The sequence below is a fragment of the Chitinophaga rupis genome (genome assembly GCF_900109685.1).
GTDB classification, from domain to species: domain Bacteria; phylum Bacteroidota; class Bacteroidia; order Chitinophagales; family Chitinophagaceae; genus Chitinophaga; species Chitinophaga rupis.
The window spans coordinates 51814-75466 of the sequence record NZ_FOBB01000008.1; the positions used below are offsets into that span (position 1 = coordinate 51814).

At 47.9% G+C, this 23653-nt stretch carries 14 protein-coding genes; 10 read left to right on the top strand and 4 right to left on the bottom strand.

Going from position 1 to position 23653, the window contains the following annotated elements; translation table 11 throughout:
- Positions 1-58 precede the first annotated feature (58 nt).
- Positions 59-1483 (bottom strand): MATE family efflux transporter, encoded by a 1425-nt coding sequence (locus BMZ54_RS24980; RefSeq protein WP_089918619.1) that lies wholly within the window; start codon positions 1481-1483, stop codon positions 59-61.
- Positions 1484-1886: 403 nt separating this feature from the next.
- Positions 1887-2462 (bottom strand): cupin domain-containing protein, encoded by a 576-nt coding sequence (locus tag BMZ54_RS24985; RefSeq protein ID WP_089918621.1) that lies wholly within the window; start codon positions 2460-2462, stop codon positions 1887-1889.
- A gap of 152 nt (positions 2463-2614) precedes the next feature.
- Here BMZ54_RS24985 and BMZ54_RS24995 point away from each other — a divergent pair, with 152 nt between their 5' ends.
- From BMZ54_RS24995 to BMZ54_RS25030, 7 genes are all read left to right on the top strand, one after another.
- Entirely contained in the window at positions 2615-5065 is a 2451-nt protein-coding gene (locus BMZ54_RS24995) for a CBM35 domain-containing protein (protein WP_089918625.1), read from the top strand.
- 259 nt (positions 5066-5324) lie between these two features.
- Positions 5325-6008, top strand: coding sequence for a response regulator transcription factor (locus BMZ54_RS25005; RefSeq protein WP_089918629.1), 684 nt, complete (start codon positions 5325-5327; stop codon positions 6006-6008).
- Positions 6009-6020: 12 nt separating this feature from the next.
- The gene (locus BMZ54_RS25010) at positions 6021-7334 is read left to right on the top strand and encodes a sensor histidine kinase (protein ID WP_089918631.1); all 1314 of its coding nucleotides are present in this window, start codon (positions 6021-6023) and stop codon (positions 7332-7334) included.
- Positions 7335-7540: 206 nt separating this feature from the next.
- On the top strand, positions 7541-8935 hold the full coding sequence (locus BMZ54_RS25015; RefSeq protein ID WP_089918633.1) for a TolC family protein: 1395 nt from the start codon (positions 7541-7543) through the stop codon (positions 8933-8935).
- 48 nt (positions 8936-8983) lie between these two features.
- Positions 8984-12244 carry an efflux RND transporter permease subunit gene (locus BMZ54_RS25020; RefSeq protein ID WP_089918635.1) on the top strand — a complete coding sequence of 1087 codons (3261 nt, stop codon included), beginning with the start codon at positions 8984-8986 and terminating at the stop codon, positions 12242-12244.
- A 154-nt stretch (positions 12245-12398) separates the two neighbouring features.
- Positions 12399-13535, top strand: a complete 1137-nt coding sequence (locus BMZ54_RS25025; protein WP_089919004.1) for an efflux RND transporter periplasmic adaptor subunit — start codon at positions 12399-12401, stop codon at positions 13533-13535.
- 497 nt (positions 13536-14032) lie between these two features.
- On the top strand, positions 14033-17248 hold the full coding sequence (locus tag BMZ54_RS25030; RefSeq protein ID WP_089919006.1) for a CheR family methyltransferase: 3216 nt from the start codon (positions 14033-14035) through the stop codon (positions 17246-17248).
- A 109-nt stretch (positions 17249-17357) separates the two neighbouring features.
- Here the strand turns inward: BMZ54_RS25030 and BMZ54_RS25035 are convergent, their stop codons facing one another.
- Positions 17358-17849: a hypothetical protein gene (locus tag BMZ54_RS25035; protein WP_089918637.1), complete on the bottom strand. Its 492-nt coding sequence runs from the start codon at positions 17847-17849 to the stop codon at positions 17358-17360.
- A gap of 154 nt (positions 17850-18003) precedes the next feature.
- On the opposite strand from BMZ54_RS25035, the gene BMZ54_RS25040 reads away from it, so the two are divergent.
- Complete coding sequence (locus BMZ54_RS25040; protein WP_089918639.1) at positions 18004-19593, top strand: amidase; 1590 nt, start codon at positions 18004-18006, stop codon at positions 19591-19593.
- A 60-nt stretch (positions 19594-19653) separates the two neighbouring features.
- Here the strand turns inward: BMZ54_RS25040 and BMZ54_RS25045 are convergent, their stop codons facing one another.
- Positions 19654-20799, bottom strand: a complete 1146-nt coding sequence (locus BMZ54_RS25045) for an aminotransferase class V-fold PLP-dependent enzyme (protein WP_162277662.1) — start codon at positions 20797-20799, stop codon at positions 19654-19656.
- Positions 20800-20951: 152 nt separating this feature from the next.
- On the opposite strand from BMZ54_RS25045, the gene BMZ54_RS25050 reads away from it, so the two are divergent.
- Both BMZ54_RS25050 and BMZ54_RS25055 read left to right on the top strand, forming a co-directional pair.
- Positions 20952-21641 (top strand): hypothetical protein, encoded by a 690-nt coding sequence (locus tag BMZ54_RS25050; protein WP_143081129.1) that lies wholly within the window; start codon positions 20952-20954, stop codon positions 21639-21641.
- Positions 21642-21651: 10 nt separating this feature from the next.
- Positions 21652-23394 (top strand): hypothetical protein, encoded by a 1743-nt coding sequence (locus tag BMZ54_RS25055; RefSeq protein WP_143081130.1) that lies wholly within the window; start codon positions 21652-21654, stop codon positions 23392-23394.
- Positions 23395-23653 lie beyond the last annotated feature (259 nt).

The following is a 23653-nucleotide window of genomic DNA, read 5'->3' on the forward strand; positions in this document are numbered from 1 at the left end:
CAGCGATACTACAATAGTATCGCTGCACTTTTATTAATTATTCATTCTTCATTATTAATCAGATCTTCACCTGCTTCCACTTACCCCGTTTAAATAAGATAAACGAAGTAATAGAAATAGCAGTTTCCGCCACGGGAATAGCAATGAATACACCCAGGGGACCCATGTTCAGGGCTTTGGCCAGGGTATAAGCCAGCGGGATCTGGAACAGCCAGAAACCAATGAAGTTGATCCAGGTGGGCGTCCAGGTATCACCGGCGCCGTTAAAGGCATTGATCATTACCATGCCTACGCCATAGAAAACATATCCCAGGCTCATAATGCGCAGCGCATTGGCTGCAATTTCCTGGATCTGCGGGTCCTGCGTGAACATGGAAATAAAGAACTTTGCGCTGGTGAGGAATAGTACGGTTACAACGGCCATGAATATAAAATTGTATTTGGCGGTTTTCAGTACCGATTCCTCTGCCCGGTCAGGCTGGCCCGCGCCCAGGTTTTGTCCAATAAGCGTTGCGGCGGCATTACTAAGGCCCCAGGCAGGCATAATAAAGAAGATCAGCAAACGGATGGCTGTCTGGTAACCGGCAGAGCCATGATCGCCCCCGGTTTCAGCCACCAGCCTGGCCAGGAAGATCCAGCTGCAGGAGCCGATAATAAACTGGAAAGTGCCCGGGGATGCAATTTTGATCACCGATTTAATTACAGTCCAATCGATCTTCAGGTGATGATTTTTAATTTTCACCTGGCTTTTGCCGTTGAATAAATGATACAGCTGGTACACCACACCAATGCCACGGCCAATGGTGGTGGCCATTGCAGCCCCGGTAAGGCCAAAGGCCGGTATAGGTCCCAGCCCGTTAATGAAAATGGGGCACAGGATAATGTTGCAGATATTGGCCAGCCACAGGCTTTTCATGGCCATGGCGGCATTACCTGCCCCGCGGAAAATACCGTTGATCAGGAACAGCAGCATGATCACCAGGCTGCCACCCATCATGAGGCGGGTATAGGCTGTACCTTTTGCCACGGTAGTAGGTTCCGCACCCATGAGGCGTAAAATATCCGCGGCGAAGATCATCCCGGTTACGCTTACTGCGGCGGTTACAAAAATGGCCAGCCACAGGGCCTGCACACCGGCATAGGCAGCCGCATCGGGGTTCTTTTCACCCACGCGGCGCGCTACCAGCGCGGTAGCTGCCATACTAATACCAATGGCTAGGGAGTATACAATGGTAATCACAGATTCTGTAAGGCCCACGGTTTGTATGGCGTGGCTGCTATCCGGCAGGTGCCCTACAAAGTAGAGGTCCACCACGGCAAATACAGACTCCATGCACATTTCCAGGATCATGGGAATGGCCAGCAGGAACACTGCTTTACGCAGGCTGCCGGTGGTATAGTCCATCTCCTCGCCCTTAATGGCCTGTTTTATAAATGAAAAAATATAGGATACCCTATTGGTAGACACGGTTTGTTGCGACATACAGAAATTTTTAAAAAACAATAATTAAACGGATCAGGGAAAAGATAGTTACCCCGCGGGCATAAACAGCCCCAGGCTTGAGGTAAACACCGGCTTGTGTTGTGCTAACAGGAGAAGTGGTGCATTACCTTGCGGCGTTGCTGGTGGTTCTGGCAATTTTCATGGCGATGAAGATTTTTCTTTGCATTGTATTGCAAATATACATTCTCCAATGGATTATTAATGGTATAAATACGACAATCTACAGGGGATTTTACGACATAAAGTAATGGAGCTAGATAAAAAGAAGGAGCCGGCCAGAAGAGTTCCGGGCCAGCCCCTGTGCAAGTTTTATAGGTTAGATATCTACTATGGCGCAGCTGTTTGCTGCTACTAATATTAACATTGATCCTGGCAAAACGGTTCACTGTTTTAAATGTCCTATGGGTGGGCCCACCCGTTTAAAGCCATGCGCTTCGCGGTAAGCATCCTGCTCAGCGGGTGTCATTTTAGTCATTGCTCCTTCGCTAACGGTTTTAAAGTAATGTTCCATTTTACCGGCTGGCTGGTAAAGGATCTGTAGCCTGGCTTCTCCTTCGCCTACTTTGGTAAAGGCATGGGGTACGCCGCGTGGGCCAAATACGCTGTCACCTGCTTTGGCGGTGTAAGTTTCCTCTCCAACTTTGATCAGGAACTCACCGGACAGCACATACCACCATTCATCCTGCTCCGGATGTACGTGCAGTGCCGGACCGCCTTCCTTTACCCGGATGGATTCAAACAGGTACATGCCTCCGCCGGTATCGGCTGTACTGATCTTGGTAAAAAAGGTGTCACCTTCCATCAGGGAAATACTGTGATCGTTACGGTCCTTGCCTGCGGCTACCATAAAGCCTTTGCCGGTACGCTTGCCGGAAAGATACTTAGCTGCTAATGTAACAGGAGAGGTAATGGCAGCACCTGCCGTTAGTAATAATTTTACAAAGGAGCTACGTTGCATGGGGTTATGTTTTTGGGATTTACGTTAATGAAATTAATCTTTCTTTTTTTAAAATCAATGGATAATCCATCATAAAAACAGGATATGCTATTTTTACATTTATCCGAACCCTCTATTTTTAATTCCCTTAATGCCACTAAAAGCTTCCACGTATGAAAACCCTCCACGTCACATTTTTCAGCAGTATCATTAGCCTGTTTTTTACTTTTTCTGCAGCAGCACAAACCGTTGAAGCGGAAAGCGGCGTCCTTACCGGCGGCGCCAATATACAAAGCTGCAGCGGCTGTTCCGGCAGCGCCATGGTGGGCAACTTAGGCGGCCCTTCCAATGGTACGGTAGTAGTGCCGGTGAATGTTAGCAGCGCCGGCATGTACAACCTTACTATTTATTACTGCACGGCAGATCCGCGGGTAATTTATGTAACGCCTAATAATGGTAACTATACCGGTATTAACTGCGCGCCCTCCGGCGGGTGGACAACCGTTGGCAGCACCAGTATCAATGTATCCTTAAACGCCGGCAGCAACACCATCCGGCTGGATAACGGCAGCGGAGGCTGGGGCCCCAATATTGATAGAGTAACCCTGCAGCCCGCTACCACTATTACTTTTGGCGCAGGCAACTATATTTATTACAACCTGGCCACCGGTAAATACAATGTATATTTCAATAATAACCTGGTAATTACCGATGCCTATGCCAGCTGTAATTCCAACAATATTTACTATAGCCATACAGGTTATACCAGCCGTGTATATGCTGCCACGCCTGTAAGCGATGCTTTTGGCAGCGGCACCAAACATACCATTACGCTCAGCGGCGGCGGTTTAATACCCATGCAGCAGGTGTTTTATACCTATGCGGGTAAAAATTATTTCTTTACAGAAGTGCTGCTGAATGGTACAGGCGCAAATTGTTACCGTATGTCGCCCTTAACCACCAGCACCGCCTGGGTGCCGGGCTCCGGGGATATGCGGGCGTTAAAGGTGCCGTTTGATAATGATGCCTGGATCCGGTATGATGCGCAAACATTCAGCGCCGCCAATTTCACCGGTTCGGAGGTGGCCGCCCTGTACGATAATACCAGCCGCAATGGTTTAGTGATAGGCTCCGTAGAACATATGCACTGGAAAACCGGGATAACGGTAACGGCTAATGGAAATAATACCTTATCCACTCTTTCTGCTTACGGTGGTTATACGGATGGTACCCTTACACATGATGGTCGCGGGCATGGCTGGGTAAATGTGGGCGGCAGTACCTGTAAATCACCGAAGATACTGGTAGATTATGAAAGCGACTGGCGCACGGCTTTTGAAACCTATGGCAGCGCAAACCTGCTGGCAGAGCCGCGTTACATCAGCAGCTTCACTGGCGGCACTCCCTTTGGATGGAACAGCTGGGGCGCTATACAATCCAGCCTTACTTTGGCTAAAGCCAATGCAGTGGTGGACTTTTTCGCCAATAGCTGCACCGGTTTCCGTAACAGCGATAATACCTTGTACATAGACCTGGACTCTTATTGGGATAACCTCGCATCCGGCGGGTGGACAGGCGATTTCAGCCAACTGACCAGCTTTGCCAATTACTGCAAAAGCAAAGGGTTTAAACCCGGCATTTACTGGGCGCCTTTTGTAGACTGGGGCAAGAATGCAACCGGCATGGTAGAAGGTACTTCTTATCAATACCAGGACTGCTGGACAAAAGTGAACGGATCACCCATGGACCTGGACGGCGCCCGCGCCATGGACCCTACGCACCCGGCCACCCGCGGCCGTATTGCTTACCTGGTAGGCAAGTTCAAAGCCTGTGGTTTTCAGATGATCAAGCTGGATTTTCTGGGCCATGCTACCCTGGAGGCCGACAGCTATTATGACAACAGCGTGCATACCGGTATGGAGGCTTTCCGCAAAGGCATGGAGTACGTAGTGGACCAGCTGGCAGGCACTATGCTCACCTATGCAGCCATTAGCCCTAACCTGGCCACCGGCCGTTATGTGCACATGCGCCGCATTGCCTGTGATGCCTATAAGGACATCAGCGAAACGGGCTATACCCTTAACAGCACCACCTATGGCTGGTGGCAGAAGAATTTGTACAAGTACATAGACGCTGACCATATTGTATTTGGCACGGAACCCATTGGCGAAAACCGCGCCCGGCTTACCTCCGGGCTGGTAACCGGCACACTCATTACCGGCGACGATTATTCCGCCACCGGCGCCTGGACCACCGCAGCCCAATCCCTGCTGCAAAATGCCGACCTGCTGGATATTGCCAGAAACGGTAATGGCAAAGCTTTTCGCCCGGTAGAAGGAAATACCGGCAACCAGCCTAACGAGCTGTTTACCGCCACCATTGGAGGTTACCAGTACCTGGCCATTCTTAATTACGGCGCCGGCGCCAAAACGTACACGGTGAATCTGGGCCGTATTGGCCTTAATGGGGGAGGCACCTATGCTGCCGTGAAAGAACTGTTCAGCGGTACGCTCAGCTCCATTAGCGGCAACCTGACTGTAACAGTACCGGCGGCTGATGCGGTTATTTACAGGATTGATGTGGGGGCGTGGGCAAGTACTGCGCCGGTGCTGGCTAAAGAGTGAGCAGAAAGCAAAAAGCAGAAAGCATAAAGCCTAATGCAGCGGATAGGGCCAGCTATTTGGGGCATTCCCAGCTTTATGCTTTCTGCTTTCCCCAAATGCTGAGGGCCTGGACCTATGCCTGTTATACGCTGCATTGGGAGCTTTCTGCTTTACGCTTTCTGCTTTCAGCTCATTAGGAGCTTTCTGCTTTATCCTTTCTCCTTTCCGCTTCCCAAAACTTCAAAATTGGTTCAAAATTCCATCCTACCTTCGCTACCGTATGAAAGTACTAGCAGTAGAAGACAGCCGGGAAATAGCCGTGAGCATTCGGGATTTTCTTTCGAGAGAAGGGTACATCTGTGAGCTGGCCTATGGTTTCGAGGAAGCCAGGGAAAAGCTGGCGCTGTTCACCTATGACTGTATTCTGCTGGACATTATGCTGCCGGATGGCAACGGGCTGGAGCTGTTAAAATTCATCAAAAAGGAACAGATCCAAAGCAGCGTGCTGATCCTTTCTGCCAAAGACGCCCTGGATGATAAAATAAGCGGCCTGGAAGGCGGTGCGGACGATTACATTACCAAACCCTTTCACCTGCCGGAGCTGCACGCACGCCTGCGGGCCATTTACCGCCGTAACAGGCTGGCCGGCAGCAACATGGTATCCTTTAACGAGATCACTTTAAATACCGATACGCTGGAAGCGACGGTGAACGATATTGTGCTGGACATTACCCGGAAGGAATTTGAGCTGTTGTTATACCTGGTGGTGAATAAGAACCGGGTATTGTCCCGCCAATCAATAGCCGCCCACCTCTGGGGGGATTATACAGATAATTTGGCTAATTTTGACTTTGTTTATCAGCATATTAAGAACCTGCGTAAGAAGATCAGTGCGGCCAATGGAGCGGATTATATAGCTACCGTGTATGGATTGGGATATAAGTTTAATGCCACCAGTGCATAAAAATACCTTCGGATGAAGTTAGTGGACAAATTTTCTCTGTGGTTTATAGGTGTTATGATCTTTATAACACCTATTACAGCATATATCTGTTATTACAACCTGGAAAAGAACATCAATAAGGCGGAGATCACTCACCTGAAAGAGCTGAACGTTCGCATGGCCGACCGTTTAAGCAGGGGAGAAGCCATGAATGCCATCGCCCCGAAAGGCACTAACCTGGAAGTGGTGAAACTGGCCACTGCCTTACCGCAAAACCGGGTACAGGTGCAAAAAACAGACAATCTTGAAGAGGATAGCAAAGGCATGCTAAGCCTGCTAACAGTTCATTCCTATTTTGATATTAAGGGCCAGCCCTACCGCATTTCTTCCTACAATTACATTCCCAGCGCCAAACAGATCTACAGTGTTATACTGGATACTGTTTTCTGGAAGCTGCTGCTTATTATACTTTGCGTAGCCATTACCATCCGCCTGGTTTCTCAGCGTATCCTGCATTCCCTGCGCATGACCATAAAAACCATCCAGGGCTTTAATGTAAAGAACCGGGTACAATTCTCCCCCAGCGGCACTAAGGAGTTTAAAGAGCTGAATTCCTTTTTACAGAAAATGACGGATAAAGCGGTGGATGAATACTGCGCTATCAAGGAATTCAGCGAGAATGCCTCGCATGAGCTGCAAACGCCCCTGGCTGTTCTGCGCAATAAGGTGGAGCTGTTAAGTGAAACCGCTATTGAAGAAGAACAGGCTTTACTGTTGGGCGATATGCAGAACGCCATTGAGAAGCTTTCCAAGATCAACCGCTCCCTTACCTTGCTGGCCAAGCTGGAAAATAACGAGTACACGGTTTCAGAGCAGATCAAATTCTGCAAAATAGCCAAAGACGTACTGGCGGCCTATGAGGACCGCATTGAGATGAAAAATATTTCTGTAAGAACAGAGATCGATAAAGGTATTTTGCTGAAGATACACCCGGTAATGGCAGATATGCTGATGAATAACCTGCTGGGCAATGCTATTCGCCATAACGTGCAGGATGGCAGCATTGAGCTGATCCTCACACAAAAGCAATTAACGGTAAAGAACACCGGCCTGCCGCCTGTAATGCCCACGGAGGAACTGTTCCAGCGGTTTAAGAAAAGTAACCAGTGCAGTGAGAGTGTAGGCCTGGGCTTATCCATCGTAAAACAGATCTGCGAGGTAAGCGGCTTTAACGTATCTTATCAATACAGGAACCAGCAACATATATTACAGGTAGATTTTCAACCCCGGTCCCGGGAAGAAATGAAGCTGAACCGGCAGGATAACCTGGCGCCGGCCCTTGTATAAATTCCACCTTACTATCTAAATCAATAGTGGCATGCTTGATAACATGCCTTGCGAAAGCCTTGTCCCTAAAGGATTTCAGCCCCGGAATTTTCCTGATCATTTTCTTAAAAAGTATTCTTACTTCAAAATTACTTCAAAAAGATGTAGTCATTTTGCACTTGGATTTATAGCTTTCGTAAATGAATACTTTGCAAAATCGACCGTTCATGTTTGAGAAAAAATTTTTATTGATCCTTTCATTTTTTATTGTTGCCAACATCTCTCTGTTAAGCGCACAACAAACCCTTACTCTGAAGGATGCGATCCAAACGGCTCTCAATAATTATGGAACGATCAAAGCTAAATCCAGTTATGCAGCGTCTTCACAGGCAAGTGTGGTACAGGCAAAGCGCGATTACCTGCCTAACCTGAATGTATCTGCACAGCAGGATTATGGTACCGTTAACGGCCAGAATGGCCCGCTGTATGGCTTTGGCGGCCTGGCGGTTGCCTCTGCAGGCCAGCCTTTACCTGATCAGAACTGGAATGCCGCTTTCGGCGGATTATACCTTACCAATATTAACTGGGATTTTTTTGCTTTTGGCCGCGCCAAAGAAAAGATCAAAACAGTGCAAGCGGTTGCTACCAGGGATACCAAGGACTGGCAGCAGGAAATTTTTCAACAGGAAATTAGGGTAGCAGCCGCTTACCTGAATTTATTGGCCGCGCAAAAGCTTACGCTGTCTTACCAGAAGAACCTGAGCCGGGCAGATACTTTCCGCCGCGTGGTGGTGACCCGTGTAAAGAATGGTTTGAATCCCGGGGTGGATTCATCACAGGCTAATGCAGAAGTTTCCAATGCAAAGATCGCGCTTACCCGTGCGCTGGACTTTCAGCAAACACAATCCAACCAGCTGGCACAGCTGATGGGTGTACCGGCACAGGACTTTAACCTGGATACCTTTTTCGTAGCCCGCGTACCGGCTGTACTGGCCGATTCTGCCGCTATTGAAAACCATCCCACCCTGCAATGGTTTAAAAGCCGTATAGCCGTAAGCGATGAGCAGGCAAAATATTACCATACGTTCAACTACCCGGTATTTTCTCTGGTAGGTGTGCTGCAAACACGCGGCTCCGGCTTTGATCCTTCCTATAACGCCGCTAACCTGGATGCTTATAAGCAGTCGTACTGGGACGGGGTAAAACCTACCCGCACCAACTACCTTTTTGGCATAGGCGTTACCTGGAACATAACGCAGCCTTTACGTATATCCCAGCAGGTGAAGTCGCAGAAACTGATCAGTAAAGGCTTGCAGGCGGAGTATGAGCTGGCGGATCAGCAGATCCGCGCACAGCTGAAGCTGTCTGATACTAAGATCAGCAATGCGCTGGATAATTATAACGAAGCGCCCATACAGGTGAAAGCTGCTTCAGATGCGTTTTTACAGAAATCAGTATTATATAAAAATGGTCTCACCAACCTGGTAGATGTTACGCAGGCACTCTATACGTTAATACGCGCAGAAACCGACCGTGATATTGCCTACAGCAATGTATGGCAGGCCTTGTTGCTGAAAGCCTCCGCCAGCGGTGATTTTAACCTGTTTGAAGGACAACTTTGATAGGCAGTAGTTTAAGGAATTGGTATTGATCATTCACACAACAGTATTATGAATCTCATTCGTTTTGCACTTCGTAAGCCTATTACCATCCTGGTATTGGTAGCCGGGTTATGCTTCTTTGGTATTAAAGCTGTCACAACGATCAAGATCGACATCTTCCCAAAGCTGGATATGCCGGTGATCTACCTCTCACACCCGTTTGGTGGTTACACTTCCACACAAATGGAATCATTCTTTGGTAAACAGTACATCAACATCCTGTTATATGTGAATGGGGTAAAAAGTATTGAAACCAAGAATATACAGGGGTTAACACTGATCAAGATCAACTTTTATCCCGGTACCAACATGGCGCAGGCCGCAGCAGAAGTGAGCGCATTCTCCAACCGTATCCAGGCCATTTTTCCGCCGGGCTCCAACCCGCCGTTCATCATACGTTTTGACGCTTCTACCTTACCAATAGGACAGCTGGTGCTAAGCAGCGACAAACGTAGTAATAACGAGCTGCTGGATATGGCCAACGTATACGTGCGTTCTTCCTTTACCTCTATTCCTGGCCTGGTGGGCTCTACGCCTTTTGGAGGTAACATCCGCACGGTGGTAATTAAAGCCGACCCGGAATTGTTACGCTCCCATAACATGACGCCGGACCAGCTGGTGGAAGCGCTGCGCCTCAATAACCAAACAGCGCCTTCCGGTAATGTGCGCATTGGCGATAAGAACTACATTACCCCTGCCAATACAACCATTAAACAGGTAAAAGATTTTGAAAATATCCCCCTCTTTAAAAGCGGAGTACAAAACCTTTACCTGCGCGATGTGGCTACGGTAGAAGATGGTGCAGATGTGACCACCAGCTATGCCCTCATTAACGGCCGCCGCTCTGTATACCTGGATATTGCAAAAGCTGCCGATGCCTCTACCTGGGAAGTAGTGCAGAATCTGAAAAAAGCCCTGCCTAAAATACAGTCACAGCTACCGGACGATGTGAAGCTGAGCTACGAGTTTGACCAGTCCGTATATGTAATAAACTCCGTTAAAAGCTTGCTGACCGAGGGCGCCATAGGCGCTGTGCTAACAGGTTTAATGGTGCTGTTGTTCCTGGGCGACCCGCGCGGTGCGCTGATCGTGATCTTAACCATTCCCACTTCCATTATATCAGGCGTGCTGTTCCTGAGCTTGTTCGGGCAAACGATTAACATCATGACGCTGAGCGGCCTGGCACTGGCCATTGGGATATTGGTGGATGAAAGTACGGTAACCATTGAGAATATACACCAGCACTTTGACCTTGGCAAACCCAAGGCCCTGGCCATCTGGGACGCCTGTAAGGAAATAGCCTTTCCCAAGCTGCTCATCCTGTTCTGTATCCTGGCGGTGTTTGCACCGGCATTTACTATGGGCGGCATACCGGGATCCTTGTTCCTGCCACTGGCGCTGGCCATTGGTTTCAGCATGATCGTTTCTTACTTCCTGGCGCAAACTTTTGTACCGGTAATGGCTAACTGGATCATGAAGGTAAAACATCATCAAGGCCCGGATGGCAAGCCGCTTACAGAGCAGGAAGAATTTGCAGCCTCCGGCCTGCATGCAGGTGAAAGCACCTGGGACCAGAAAAAAGCGCTGGTAGAACATCCTGGTCATAACGGAAAGCTGAGCCGCTTTGATAAGCTGCGTAACCGGTATTTACGTTTTATTGACAGGATGATGCCTTACCGCAAACTTATTGTAACCGCTTACCTGCTGGTGGTTTCCGGTATTGTGTACCTGCTTATTACCAGTATTGGGCGCGATGTGTTGCCAAAGGTGAACGGCTCCCAGTTCCAGGTACGTATGCGCGCCCCGGATGGTACCCGTATTGAGGAAACAGAGAAGAAGACCATACAGCTTACCAATGCGGTGAATGATATAGTAGGGAAGGAGAACGTATCTATTACTTCCGCCTTTGTAGGCCTGCACCCACAGCTGTTTTCCACGGCGCCCATCTTTTTATGGATGGCAGGCCCGCATGAATCTGTGTTGCAGGTAGCGTTAAGCGAGCATTATAAAACTGACCTGGATGAGCTGAAAGATAAGATCCGCGGCCGGATGCACAATATAGATCCGCAGGTACAGCTTTCTTTTGAGCCGATAGAATTAACGGATAAAATACTGAGCCAGGGATCCCCCACTCCTATAGAAGTACGTTTTGCCGGCCGTAATAAAAAGCTGAATGAGCAGTATGCGGCAAAGATGGTGGAGAAATTAAAACAGATCCCTTATCTGCGCGATGTGCAGCTGGGTCAGTCTATCCACTACCCGGCCCTGAACATTAATATTGACAGGGTACGCGCTGCGCAGCTGGGAGTGGACCTGAACGATGTAACCCGTTCCCTGATAGCCAGCACCTCCTCATCCCGTTTAACGGAAAAGAATATCTGGGTAGATGAGCGGGCCGGCCTGAGTTATAACGTACAGGTACAGGTACCGGAAAACCAGATCACCAGCCAGAATGATATAGGTGAAATTCCGCTGTTGCGTAACACGGCGCGCCCCATCCTGAGCGATGTGGCCACCATTACACCGGAGCTTACCTACGGGGAAAATGATAACCTGGGATCTTTACCCATATTAACGGTAACGGCTAACCTGAGTAATAAAGATCTTGGAGATGCTTCTAATGATGTGCGTAAGGCCATTGCCTCCCTGGGTGACTTACCCCGAGGGTTAAACGTGGAGCTGATAGGTTTGAGCAGCACGTTAACGGATACACTGGATAGTTTACAAAGCGGTTTGATAGTAGCCATTGTGGTAATATTCCTGATGCTGGCTGCTAACTTCCAGTCGTTCAAAGTATCTGCCATTGTACTGGCTACGGTGCCGGCGGTGCTGTTAGGTTCCCTGGCCTTGCTGATGCTGGCCGGGTCTACGCTGAACCTGCAGTCTTACATGGGGATGATCATGTCTGTGGGGGTATCCATTTCCAACGCGGTATTACTGATCACCAATGCGGAGCAGATACGTGTACACAACGGAGATGCGCTAACATCTGCCAAAGAGGCGGCTGCCCTGCGTTTGCGTCCCATCCTGATGACCGCCCTTGCAATGGTGGTAGGTATGATACCGATGGCCAGCGGCCTGGGGGAAGCCGGCGATCAGTCATCACCTTTGGGCCGTGCGGTAATTGGCGGGCTGATTGCTTCCACTTTTGCGGCGCTGTTTATTTTGCCTCTGGCCTTTGCATGGGGACAGGGCAGAACCACTACACAAAGCGTATCCCTGGATCCGGAAGATGAGGACAGCATTCACTTTATACCTGTAAAAGCATAAAATTATGAGCGAGCATATAAAAGCAAATAAAATTCATTTTATGAAACGAAGCATGATAAACATTTCTCACATGGGGACATGTATATGCGGAGTTCTCCCGATGCAGGTCCGGGACAAGTTATCCGGCCAGATTAAAAAGACAAAAAATATGCGGATGAAACCGGAATTAAAAAATGCCCTGTTCCTTTTGCCAGTGGTGGTATTGGCTGTGATCCTGCAGAGCTGCGGTTCTTCAAAGGCGGAGAATGAGAAACCAACGAAGGAAACAGCCGCCGCTGCACCGGCCCTGGAAGCCTTTACCCTGCAAAAAGGCGAGCTGTCATCCTCCATCCAGATACCTGGTGAGCTGGTTGCTTTTCAGCGTGTGGATCTGTATGCCAAAGTAAGCAGCTTTGTGAAAAAGCTGTATGTGGATGTAGGTAGTGAAGTAAGCACAGGACAGCTGCTGGTAACCATGGAAGCTCCGGAAGTGAATTCCCAGCTGTCCGGCGCAGAATCACGCCTGAAATCACAGGAAGCAGTTTATCTGTCCAGCAAAGCTACTTACGACCGTTTGCTGGAAACCAGCAAAACACCGGGCACTGTTTCGCAGAACGACCTGGATATTGCTTTTGCCAAACAAAAGTCAGACCTGGCGCAGCTGGAAGCGGCCAAAGCATCTTATAACGAAGTAGGCGCTAACCGTAATTACCTGGAGATCCGCGCACCGTTCAGCGGTGTTATCAGCCGCAGGAATGTGAGTGCCGGCGCGTATGTAGGCCCGGCCGGCAAGGGTTCAGACCTGCCCATCTTTACCCTGCAGGAGCAAAAGAAGTTACGTTTAGTGGTAAGCGTGCCTGAAGCATATATTGGTTACCTGGGTAATAAGAGTGAAGTGGATTTCACCGCTAAGTCCTTACCTAATCAAAAGTTCAAAGCTAAAATAACCCGTTTGTCCGGCGTGCTGGATGAGCGCCTGCGCGCACAAAGCATAGAAATGGATGTGGAGAATAAGGACAAGAAGCTGTTGCCAGGTATGGTGGCAGAAGTATCTATTCCCTTAACCAGCGCGGATGCCGCTGCTTTTGTAGTGCCTTCCAGCGCAGTGCTGAATTCAACACAGGGTGTGTACATAATAAAAGTAGCTAACAATAAAGCTGACTGGGTACCGGTAAAAACCGGCCGCCGCGTGGATAACAGAACAGAGATCTTTGGCGACTTAGCCTTAAACGATGTGATTGTAAAAACTGCCAGCGAGGAAGTAAGGGATAGCTCGGTATTAAAGAATGTAAAAGTTATAGCGGAAAAATAGTATACGGGAACCATGCAATCAGGAAAGAACCTGCCGGGCCTCAACCCCTGGCGGGTTTTTTCATGTAAGGCCAGGAGGTAATTAATAATAAAGGGGCGGGTTTGCAATGGAGGGCTTATGCTGCGGGTTATTTCAGGGGCTAAATTAAAAGTGGAATGCAGCGTTAATATTTGCAGCATTCCATCATGAACAAACGGATAGGATGTTGAGCGTACTGTTCTGATACTACCATCCACCGGCTATATTCAAACTGATCATTTGCTGTTGCCTGCTACTCAGACAGCAGTGGTTTTTTATTGAACAGGATGTGAATTATTTTACCTAAATTGGCGTAGCTGCATACACCAGACAGGCATTGCTTTTTACTCTCTCTTGCTACTGCAGCAATGATCAAAATAACCGGTTTTTGCCAACAGATCTGAAGAAAGTTGTTTATTCCTACATTTAGTTATATTGTACCGGGATCTGCAGTTATGTATGCCTCTAAATTTTCAACCATGAAAAGTTACAGTGATCAGGGTCAACATTTTATTATTGCCATAGGCGCTTCTGCCGGTGGTATTGAGGAGCTGCATTCTTTTTTTGATCATACTCTTCAGGATCACGCGTCCTATATTATTATACAACACCTTTCCCCGGATTATAAAAGCCGGATGGTGGAAATATTATCCAAACACAGCGCATTAAAGGTAAGTGAAGCTACCAACGATATGCTGGTAGAGCCGAACCAGGTATACCTGATCCCCAGCCAGCAGTATATGACCATCTATAACGGGCGCCTGCTGCTGCGCAATAAGGAAAGGTCCGGATTGCCACATAAAACCATTAATACATTCTTCAATGCATTAGCTATTGACTGCGGCCGCAGGGCCATTGGCATTGTTTTATCCGGCACGGGTGATGATGGCAGTGAAGGGGTTATGAATATTAAAAACGCCGGTGGCCTGGTACTGGTACAGGATCCTGCTGTTGCGCAGTACAGCAGTATGCCTATGAATGCCATTGCTACGGGTGCGGTGGATCATATTCTTTTACCGGAAGATATGCCGCCGGTGATAGCGCAGTATATCAGTAATAACGGGCATGATACTACTACTGCTGCTAAAAGCATACTGGAAGAAAAAAGTGTGCTGTCTGTGATTAACCTGATAAGGGAACGATTACCATTCGATTTTTCAGATTATAAACCCACTACTATACTGCGGCGAATTAAACGGCGGATGGTCTATCATAATTTTGTACAGGCGGATGATTACTACCGCTTTTTGCAGGCACATTCTGAAGAAGTTGAAACGCTGGCAAAAAGTTTTATGATCAGTGTTTCCGCTTTCTTCAGAAATGCCGAAGCATTTGAGATTATTGAAAGCCTTGTGCTGCCGGAGATCGTCAAGGCCAAAAAAGACCACGATGAAATAAAGATATGGGTAGTTGGATGCGCTACCGGGGAGGAGGCGTATTCACTGGCCATTCTGCTGTATGAACAGCTGGCCGCTGCCCCTAAAACAATTGCCATAAAAGTATTTGCTACAGATATTGATAAAGCATCGCTGGATTATGCGGGCAAAGGTGTATATGCTGAACATATTGCCAATGAAATATCGCCGGAAAGACTGGAACAGCATTTTATAAAAGAGGGCAATACTTACCGTGTTAAACAGCACATCCGTAAAATGCTGATCTTTGCGCAGCATAACGTAGTAAAGAATCCGCCTTATTGCAACATGGACCTGATCAGCTGCCGGAACCTGCTCATTTACATGAACATAACCCTGCAGGCCAAAGTATTGTCCATGCTGCATTTTGGACTGCGGCAGAATGGTTTCCTGTTCCTGGGATCCAGTGAAAACCCCGGTATGCTGATGCCTCACCTTGACGAGATCAGTAAAAAATGGAAAATATACCGCAACCAGGCATCCTCTAAGCTGGTGCGGTTTGATATATTTACTCCTTCCCTGGTGCCTAACCCGCAGACAGCATTGCTTACGCAGTCTAAAAAAACCGGCAGAACAGATAAAAAAAATAACCTGATGGAAGAAATAACCGAAATCCTGATGGAAGAGAGCAACTGTGCAGGTATTTGTGTAGATCAGGATAATACTGTTGTAAGATCTTTTGGGAAGGTCAACAATTTCCTGCTGCAAAAGATCTTCAACTTTAACCTGATGGAGCTGTTGCCCAAACCGCTGGCCGTAGCCTTTATTTCCGCTTCCCGTACCGCCTGGAAGCAAAATGAGCCGGTAACGGTAACGGGTATACCCATCCCGGATCATACGCATGCAAAAGTGGTGACCATGAAAATAAGGCCCCTGAGCGTCGGGGAAACCGGGATACGGCTGCTGTTAGTGCTTTTTAAAGAAGAAGCAGCGGTAGCAGAAGGCCCGGCGGCATTGGCGTTTGATCAGCAATTATACCTGGACTCCGGTGTAATAAGCCTGGAAGAGGAGCTGCAGGAAACCAGGGCCCGGCTGCAGGAGTCACTGGAAAAACTGGAAGCCTCCAATGAAAATATGCAGTCCTTTAATGAGGAGCTGCTATCGGCCAATGAAGAAATGCAAAGCGCCAATGAGGAAATGCAGTCTGTAAATGAAGAGCTGCAAACCATTAATGCGGATTACCAGCTGAAGATCAAAGAGCTGATCGTGCTGAATGATGATATGGACAATTATTTCCGCAGTAACCTGAACGGGCAGCTGTTTGTGGATAAAGACCTGCTACTGAAGAAATTTTCCCCGGCTGCCGTCCATCACATTAATCTGCGGGAAAGTGATATTGGCCGGCCTATCCATAATATTACCAATAATATCAGGAGCAGCACTATGGAGCAGGATATAAAGACGGTGATCAGTACCGGGCAGCCCCTGTCAAGAGAAGTGGAAGCGGAGAACGGCCGCTGGTACCAGATGATGATCATGCCTTACATCCGGCAGTCTGATGATCAGCAGGACGGCGCTATTATTTCCTTTAATGAAATAACGGAGCTGAAAAAAGCCCAGTCGGACCTTAACCGGACCAACCAGAGTTTAAAACGCATCAATGAAGACCTGGACAATTTTGTGCACTCCGCCTCCCATGATCTGCTGGGGCCTTTAACCAGCATAGAAGGGCTGATGAAATTGCTGAATGAAAAGCTGGACATGCAGGACCCCGATGTGAATTTATATGCCAGCATGATACAAACGTCTATCATCAATTTTAAGGAGAACCTGCGGGAGCTGGCAGAAATAGGTAAGATAGAAAGCGAAATGCTGAAAGATGCAAAGATGGTGAACATAGCAGAAGTGCTGGAAGAAGTACTTTTCAGCATCCAGGATAAAATAGCAGCTGCGGGGGCTACCATTTTTAAAGATCTGCAGGAAAAGCAACTGCTTTTCTCAAAAAAGAACCTGCGCAGCATCCTGTATAACCTGGTCAGTAATGCGGTAAAATTCGCGGCTCCTGGCCGTACTCCGCAGCTGCATATCAGCAGCTACCCGGAAAATGGCTACCTGGTGCTGCAGGTAAAGGATAATGGGATCGGGATAGAAAAAAGTAAGCTGTATAATGTTTTTAACATTTATAAGCGCCTGCATCACGAAATAGATGGTAACGGCATTGGGTTATACCTGGTGAAAAAGATTGTAGATGCCACGGGTGGGATGACCAAAGTGGAGAGCGAAGTGGGGAAGGGCAGCACCTTCAGCATTTATTTTAAGCGCGATCAGGCTTTGAATTAGTAAAAGCCCGGCAGGCTTAAAATGGAAAGTGATAAATCTAAGATCTTAAATATAAAAGTGGAATGCCGCGAATAATAACCGCGGCATTCCACTTTATATTTTACATTCCTTATTCCGTTATCGTAAAGGCAGCCTCGTTCACTTTGTTTAAGCCGCTCATGCCGCCGGCCTGGTATACCACTTTGTAGGCGCCCGGTTTGGTAACAGCATATCCTTTCAGTATATCCACCGTTGTAGTTACACTATCATGCGCCGGCACTTTTATGTAGGCTGCAGGGGGAGGGGGCATGATCCGCTTGGCCATAACGCCCCTGTATTGCGCGTTTTCGCCGTTAGCATCTGTAATATCCAGGTAAGCCGCCATAAATCCGCCTGCACCTTCAAAAGGCGTATGCCATTTACAGAATGTTTGTGCCTTGCCCGTATTGTTCTTAACGGTAAAGGTTAACATAACCGGGCTGCCGGTTTTTACAGTGGCCGGTAAGGATAGTACAGTTTCCAGTTCGCCGGCGCCGGAAGCAGCGGTAGTTTGTTGCGAATGCTTACAGGCGCTAAAGCTAAAAAGCGACAGCCATGCTGCCGTAATGATCAGGTTTTTCATTTTGTTGATTGTTTGCGGCCGCCAAATTAGTGAAATTATTCATAAACGCAGGCTCGCAGGTTTTAAATAACAGGAGCATACATGCAACTTTTGAGCCACAATAGCGACTATATAATGGCATAAATTGCTTATTTTAATCTTAAATGAACCTACTATGAACAGGAGAAAATTCCTGCAAGCCGGCTCCCTCACCAGCCTGGGTGTAGCCGCGGCCAGCTTAAGCGGCTGGGCCACTACCGCTGCTCCCGCATTTGCGCTGGAAGAAATAACCATTGCGCAGCTGCAGGAAAAAATGCAGCAGGGCCAGGCCACTTCCGTTTCCATTACACAGCTGTATATTAACCGCATTAAAACCATTGACCGTCAGGGTCCTAAGATCAACTCAGTTATTGAGCTGAATCCTGAAGCATTGTCTATTGCAGCCGCTTTGGACAAAGAACGCAAGCAGGGCAGGGTAAGAGGCCCGCTGCATGGCATTCCCGTACTGGTAAAAGACAATATTAATACCGGCGATCAGATGATGACCACCGCAGGCGCACTAGCCCTTGCGGGTAATAAAGCAAAAGAAGATGCGTTTATTATTAAACAATTACGTTTAGCCGGCGCCGTGCTGTTAGGTAAAACAAACCTGAGCGAGTGGGCTAATTTCCGTTCAGACTCCTCTACCAGCGCATGGAGCAGCCGGGGCGGGCAAACCAAATGCCCTTACATCCTGGACCGTAATCCTTCCGGTTCCAGCTCCGGCTCAGGCGCCGCTACAGCCGCCAATTTGTGCGCCATCAGCATAGGTACGGAAACAGATGGCTCTATTGTATCACCAGCATCTATTAACGGCCTGGTAGGCATTAAACCCACCGTTGGTTTATGGAGCCGCTCCGGCATTATTCCCATTTCAGCTACGCAGGACACAGCCGGTCCTATGGCCCGCACTGTGCAGGATGCTGCTATTTTACTGGGCGCCCTTACCGGAGTAGACCCGGCAGATGGCGTAACTAAAGAAAGCGATGGCAAGTACCTGAAAGACTATACGAAGTTCCTGGATAAGAATGGTTTAAAGGGCAAACGCATTGGCGTAGAAAAATCGCACTACAAGGTTTCGCCCGGCCTGCTGGGCCTTTTAAAAGAGGCCATCGGGGTACTGGAAGCACAGGGCGCCACCGTGGTGGAGGTAGACCTGTTAAAAGCCCTGGAAACGATTGAACGGCGGGCTGAGTTCCAGGTATTGCTGTATGAGTTTAAGGATGGTGTGAACCGTTACCTGGCCGGTACGGATCTGAAACTGCGTACGCTGGAGGATGTAATTGCCTTTAATAAAGCCAACGAATCCAAAGCCATGCCTTTCTTTAAACAGGAAACCCTGATCAACGCCAATGGTAAAGGGGATCTTAACAGTAAAGAATATACGGAATCAAAAGAAAAAACGCTCAGCTCCCGTAAGATCATTGCTGACCTGATGGCAGAGCACAAGCTGGATGCTTTGTCCGGCATTACAAATGGCCTGGCCGGCTGTATTGACCTGGTGAATGGCGACTATGATAACAGTCCTTATTTCTCTATGCCGGCTGCTATTTCGGGCTTTCCGCATATAACGGTACCTATGGGGTTGGTACATGGGCTGCCGGCCGGATTTTCCTTTTTTGCAACAGCTTACCAGGAGCCACAGCTAATAGCAATGGCCTATGCATATGAGCAGGCATCGCGCAAACGGCAGGCGCCCACATTTATAAAAGACCTGTTGGGATAATGCTGACCGCAGTCCACAGGCGACAGTTCAGGTCCACGTATGATTGCCGGTTGCAGGTTACTAACGGACAGTAGATTGAATATTACCTAAACATTCAAACAAGCGGTTTATATCCTGCTGATCATTGTAAACATGCGGTGCAATACGGATGGCATTACCGCGGAAGCTTACATGAATATTGTTTTCCGGCAGCGCTTTTCTGATGGCCTGTAAACAGCCAGCATCCGGTATGGTAATGCCACGCATATGGCCTGCATACTCAATATCCTCACATTGTACAAAAGGCAGCTGTTTCGAAAGCGCGGGTATGCTGTTAGTTAATGTGGAAAGATAGTTGTGGATAGGCTGCACACCCCACTCATTCAGCTGTTCCACTGCTGCCAGCGCAATGGGCGCCAGGTTAAGCTGTGAATACTCGCCCATATCAAAGCGGTGTGCGCCGGGTTTATAATGCTCCGTATAATTTACCAGCTGTGTAAAATCTTCACTGCCTTTGCGGGTAAGCCAGGAATATTCCAGCGGTATGCCTTTTTCATGCCAGCTAGGATTAACATACAGGTAGCCCAGTCCATAAGGACCCAGCATCCATTTATAACCTGCGCAAACGGCAAAATCCGGCGCTATTTCATCAATATTAATTGGATACGCGCCCAGGCTCTGGCTAAGGTCCAGCACCAGCGGTATGCCCAGCGCGTGTGTTTTTTTACTGATGACATCCAGGTGTAGCAAAGCCCCGTCTGTCCAGTGGCATTGGGGAAGGGCCACCAGCCCGGTTTGCTCATCTATTGCGGCCAGCACGGCATTGGTCCAGTTCTCGCCAATGGTCCGCGTTACGGTTTTTATGTGCAATTGCTGCGCCTGCGCTAATTGCTGCCATACGTAATAGTTGGAGGGGAACTCACGATCCAGCAGCACAATACTTTTGCCTGCGGCTATTTGCATATTCCTGGCTGCTGCTGCCATACCATAACTTACGGAAGGTACCAGCGCCACATTATCTGCAGCTGTTTGAAAGATCTTTGCGGCGGCTACACGCAATTGTTCCGGCTCATTAAACCAGTCTGCTGCCTGGTATACCCAGGGGTGCTGTTTTTTGTGTAATGCGTTAATACCTTTGTCAGTGGCAGCTTTCAGCTGTGGCGACATATTAGCGCAGTTCAGGAATGTAATGCCGGCCGGAATATCAAAGCTTGTTTTTTGGAACATGTACATCGGTTTAGAAGGGGAAGTAGTAAGATATGCAAATATACGATGGCTGGTGCTCCTGTTTTGAAATCCGGATTATAATTTTTACTTTAGGTACAGCTATTACCCCTTCAATAGAGATCAAAACCCCGGATAGCTGCAAATTATTTATTATGTCTGATGTTCCCCCCAAATCCCCATCAACAGATGGCGTGCCGCCGGATACCAGCTGGCAGCTGAAATTGCTCCCCTGGATGATCCTTTTACCAACAGTGCTGATCGGTGTTTTTATTGTGCAGGCTACCTTACGGATGAAAAAGTTTGAAGCATTCGTGTACCAGCAGGAGCGCTCCATTTTTGAAAAGAGCCTGCCATCCCCTGCCGATACGGGCAGTGCCATCACCAACGATTTACACTATCAGCAATTGTATGTGCTGGCTCGTATGGAAGAGTACACCATTAATAAACGTTACAACCAGGCGGGCATCATTACTATGTCCACCATTTATACCAAGTACCTGGGTTTCTTCACCGGTATGATCCTGGCCATTGTAGGATCGGTATTCATTATTGGTAAATTAAGGGAAGATCAGACGCAGACGGAAGGCTCACTGAAAGATGTATTGACGTTTAAAGTAGTATCATCCTCACCAGGGGTGATCTTTGCCGTATTAGGCACTGTATTAATGTCGGTGAGCATTATCAGCAAAGGTGAGGTAGATGTGAACGATGTACCGCTGTACCTGAGCGGCGCCAATTTTATGAATGTACAGGATAGCACTACCCGGAAAATAGACAGCAGTAAAATAAGCAAGCTGCCCGTTACTATTACAAAAGAACAGGCAGCATCTTCCCACCCCTAAAAAACAGCGTATGCGGATCTTAATTTTCATCCTCGTCATGCTGACGTGCAAAACAGCTCTTTCACAAATACAGGTAGACCGTGCAAGGCTCATCAAACTTTTACAGGAAGGAAAAACAGCCGAAGTATTTAAGGAAGCCAACCGCCTGCGGGATAGCGTGTATGGTAAATGTGCCCTGGTAGATTATTTTATTGCAAAGAGCCTTTGCATGGATAAGTATTATGACAGATCCAGCATCTGGTTTGATTACATTTTAGCCAAATACCCGATGGATGATGGATCACTGGCATTCATACGGCAGGAGAAAAATGCCTGCCAGCCCGGAAGGCCCGCGCCACTGGCTGCCGGCAGCACCTTGCTAACGTCAATGACTATCCCATTGCCCAAAGTAGGCGCCGGTGTGCGGGGCAGGATAGGGAAAGGTGGATACATAGTGGAGGACTGTTATGAGAACAAAACGCTGGTGAGCTATGATAATATGCTGCCTGATGAAACGCTGGCTGCGCGCATTTTTAACATGGATCAGCCGGATACAGCGCTGGCAAAGCTGCAAAGCTTTTTGCCGGCTGCTTATGAAGCCAGGGTGTACAAACGGTTTATACTGGTTACGCTCAAAGACAGATCCTACAACGCAGAAAACCTGGAGCGCGTAGCAGGCAGCCTGGATCGTGCATACAATTTCTACATAAAATATTATTCCCTGCGGCCGTTGAATAAATTTATAACAGTGTACCTGCTGCCCTCACAAGCCGCATTGCAGGCTGCTGCACAGGATGTACATCATATTAAAATAGGTAATGATCCGCTGGGGTATTCCATTTTGTCAGACCTCAGCCTGCTGGGTATTGCGGAAGATGATCCATCCACTATAGGCACCTTATATCATGAGCTCTGGCACCTGGTGATCCGTGGCGATGCAGGCGATATTCCTGCCTGGCTGGATGAAGGCATTGCAGGCCTGTATTCCAATTCTTACTGGGAAAATGATGTATTGCAGGGTAATAAAACAACCTGGCGGCTGGATGATCTTCGAAGTAAACGCCTTGCTGAAATAGGAGAGACGGTGCCCTCGCTGGAAAAGCTGCTGGGATACGACTGGAATAACTTTTACGGCGGCGCAGATAAGAACCTGTGTATGGCAACAGTGAATTATGCGCTCTCTAATTACTTCATGATCTATTTGCAGGAGCAGGGTGTGTTGCAGCAGCTGATACAAGCGGTGAAGAACCGCCGTCCACCGGGGACAGACAGTACAACCAGCGTACAGGATATACAGGACATTACCCTGCTGCCGGCAGTTACCGGTAAGAATGTGAGCGCGCTGCAAACCGCTTTCCGTGCCTGGTTTAAAAAAGCCTATTCCTTTGATCCTTATGATAGCCCGCAAACACAAACTGCGGCAGTCATGAAATTTAATTTTCAGCAGGAGCAGGATTCCCTGAAACAAACACTATCAAACAAGCGGATGCAGGGCAGTATTAATATTGAGCAGTACAACCGCTACATGAACCGGATCACAAAAATTGAAACCAGCTATACCACTGCTGCAAAAAAGATCGATGAATTTAATGCACAGCAAAGTACACAGCACCCACCGGCGAATATGAGCAATATGGTAGCCCAGCAACAACCGCAGCAACAGCAGCAAACGCAATCAGAAAATAAAAAGGTAAGCAGGTGGCGGAAGAAAATGAATCATGCCAAGGCAGACCTGATGAAGCTGAAAGAGCAGATCAACAGTGATACGTTTTAGCCGGCGGCGCTCATAAAATATTTACACTACTTTTTCATTAATCCTGTTTTTGCAGATAACAATATTTGGTGCAACATATTTTACCTGGTCGCTGATGCGAAGCATCAGAGAATGGCCATGTGGTATTAGTTGTACGAAATAGTATATAATAATTGTATAAATGACACTATTAAAACCTGTTTTAATTACAAGCGTTTAGTTTTGAGGTGTATAGACCATTTTGCAGTAAGATTTTCACGCGTTAATTTTCTGCATGCAA

Excerpts from the sequence above, each read along its gene's own strand:
- BMZ54_RS25005 (WP_089918629.1), top strand. The coding sequence starts at position 5,325 with ATGAAAGTACTAGCAGTAGAAGACAGCCGGGAAATAGCCGTGAGCATT.
- BMZ54_RS25035 (WP_089918637.1), bottom strand. The coding sequence starts at position 17,849 with ATGAAAAACCTGATCATTACGGCAGCATGGCTGTCGCTTTTTAGCTTT.
- BMZ54_RS25010 (WP_089918631.1), top strand. The coding sequence starts at position 6,021 with ATGAAGTTAGTGGACAAATTTTCTCTGTGGTTTATAGGTGTTATGATC.
- BMZ54_RS24995 (WP_089918625.1), top strand. The coding sequence starts at position 2,615 with ATGAAAACCCTCCACGTCACATTTTTCAGCAGTATCATTAGCCTGTTT.
- BMZ54_RS25055 (WP_143081130.1), top strand. The coding sequence starts at position 21,652 with ATGCGGATCTTAATTTTCATCCTCGTCATGCTGACGTGCAAAACAGCT.
- BMZ54_RS24985 (WP_089918621.1), bottom strand. The coding sequence starts at position 2,462 with ATGCAACGTAGCTCCTTTGTAAAATTATTACTAACGGCAGGTGCTGCC.
- BMZ54_RS25020 (WP_089918635.1), top strand. The coding sequence starts at position 8,984 with ATGAATCTCATTCGTTTTGCACTTCGTAAGCCTATTACCATCCTGGTA.
- BMZ54_RS25045 (WP_162277662.1), bottom strand. The coding sequence starts at position 20,799 with ATGTTCCAAAAAACAAGCTTTGATATTCCGGCCGGCATTACATTCCTG.
- BMZ54_RS25030 (WP_089919006.1), top strand. The coding sequence starts at position 14,033 with ATGAAAAGTTACAGTGATCAGGGTCAACATTTTATTATTGCCATAGGC.
- BMZ54_RS25050 (WP_143081129.1), top strand. The coding sequence starts at position 20,952 with ATGTCTGATGTTCCCCCCAAATCCCCATCAACAGATGGCGTGCCGCCG.
- BMZ54_RS24980 (WP_089918619.1), bottom strand. The coding sequence starts at position 1,483 with ATGTCGCAACAAACCGTGTCTACCAATAGGGTATCCTATATTTTTTCA.
- BMZ54_RS25025 (WP_089919004.1), top strand. The coding sequence starts at position 12,399 with ATGAAACCGGAATTAAAAAATGCCCTGTTCCTTTTGCCAGTGGTGGTA.
- BMZ54_RS25015 (WP_089918633.1), top strand. The coding sequence starts at position 7,541 with ATGTTTGAGAAAAAATTTTTATTGATCCTTTCATTTTTTATTGTTGCC.
- BMZ54_RS25040 (WP_089918639.1), top strand. The coding sequence starts at position 18,004 with ATGAACAGGAGAAAATTCCTGCAAGCCGGCTCCCTCACCAGCCTGGGT.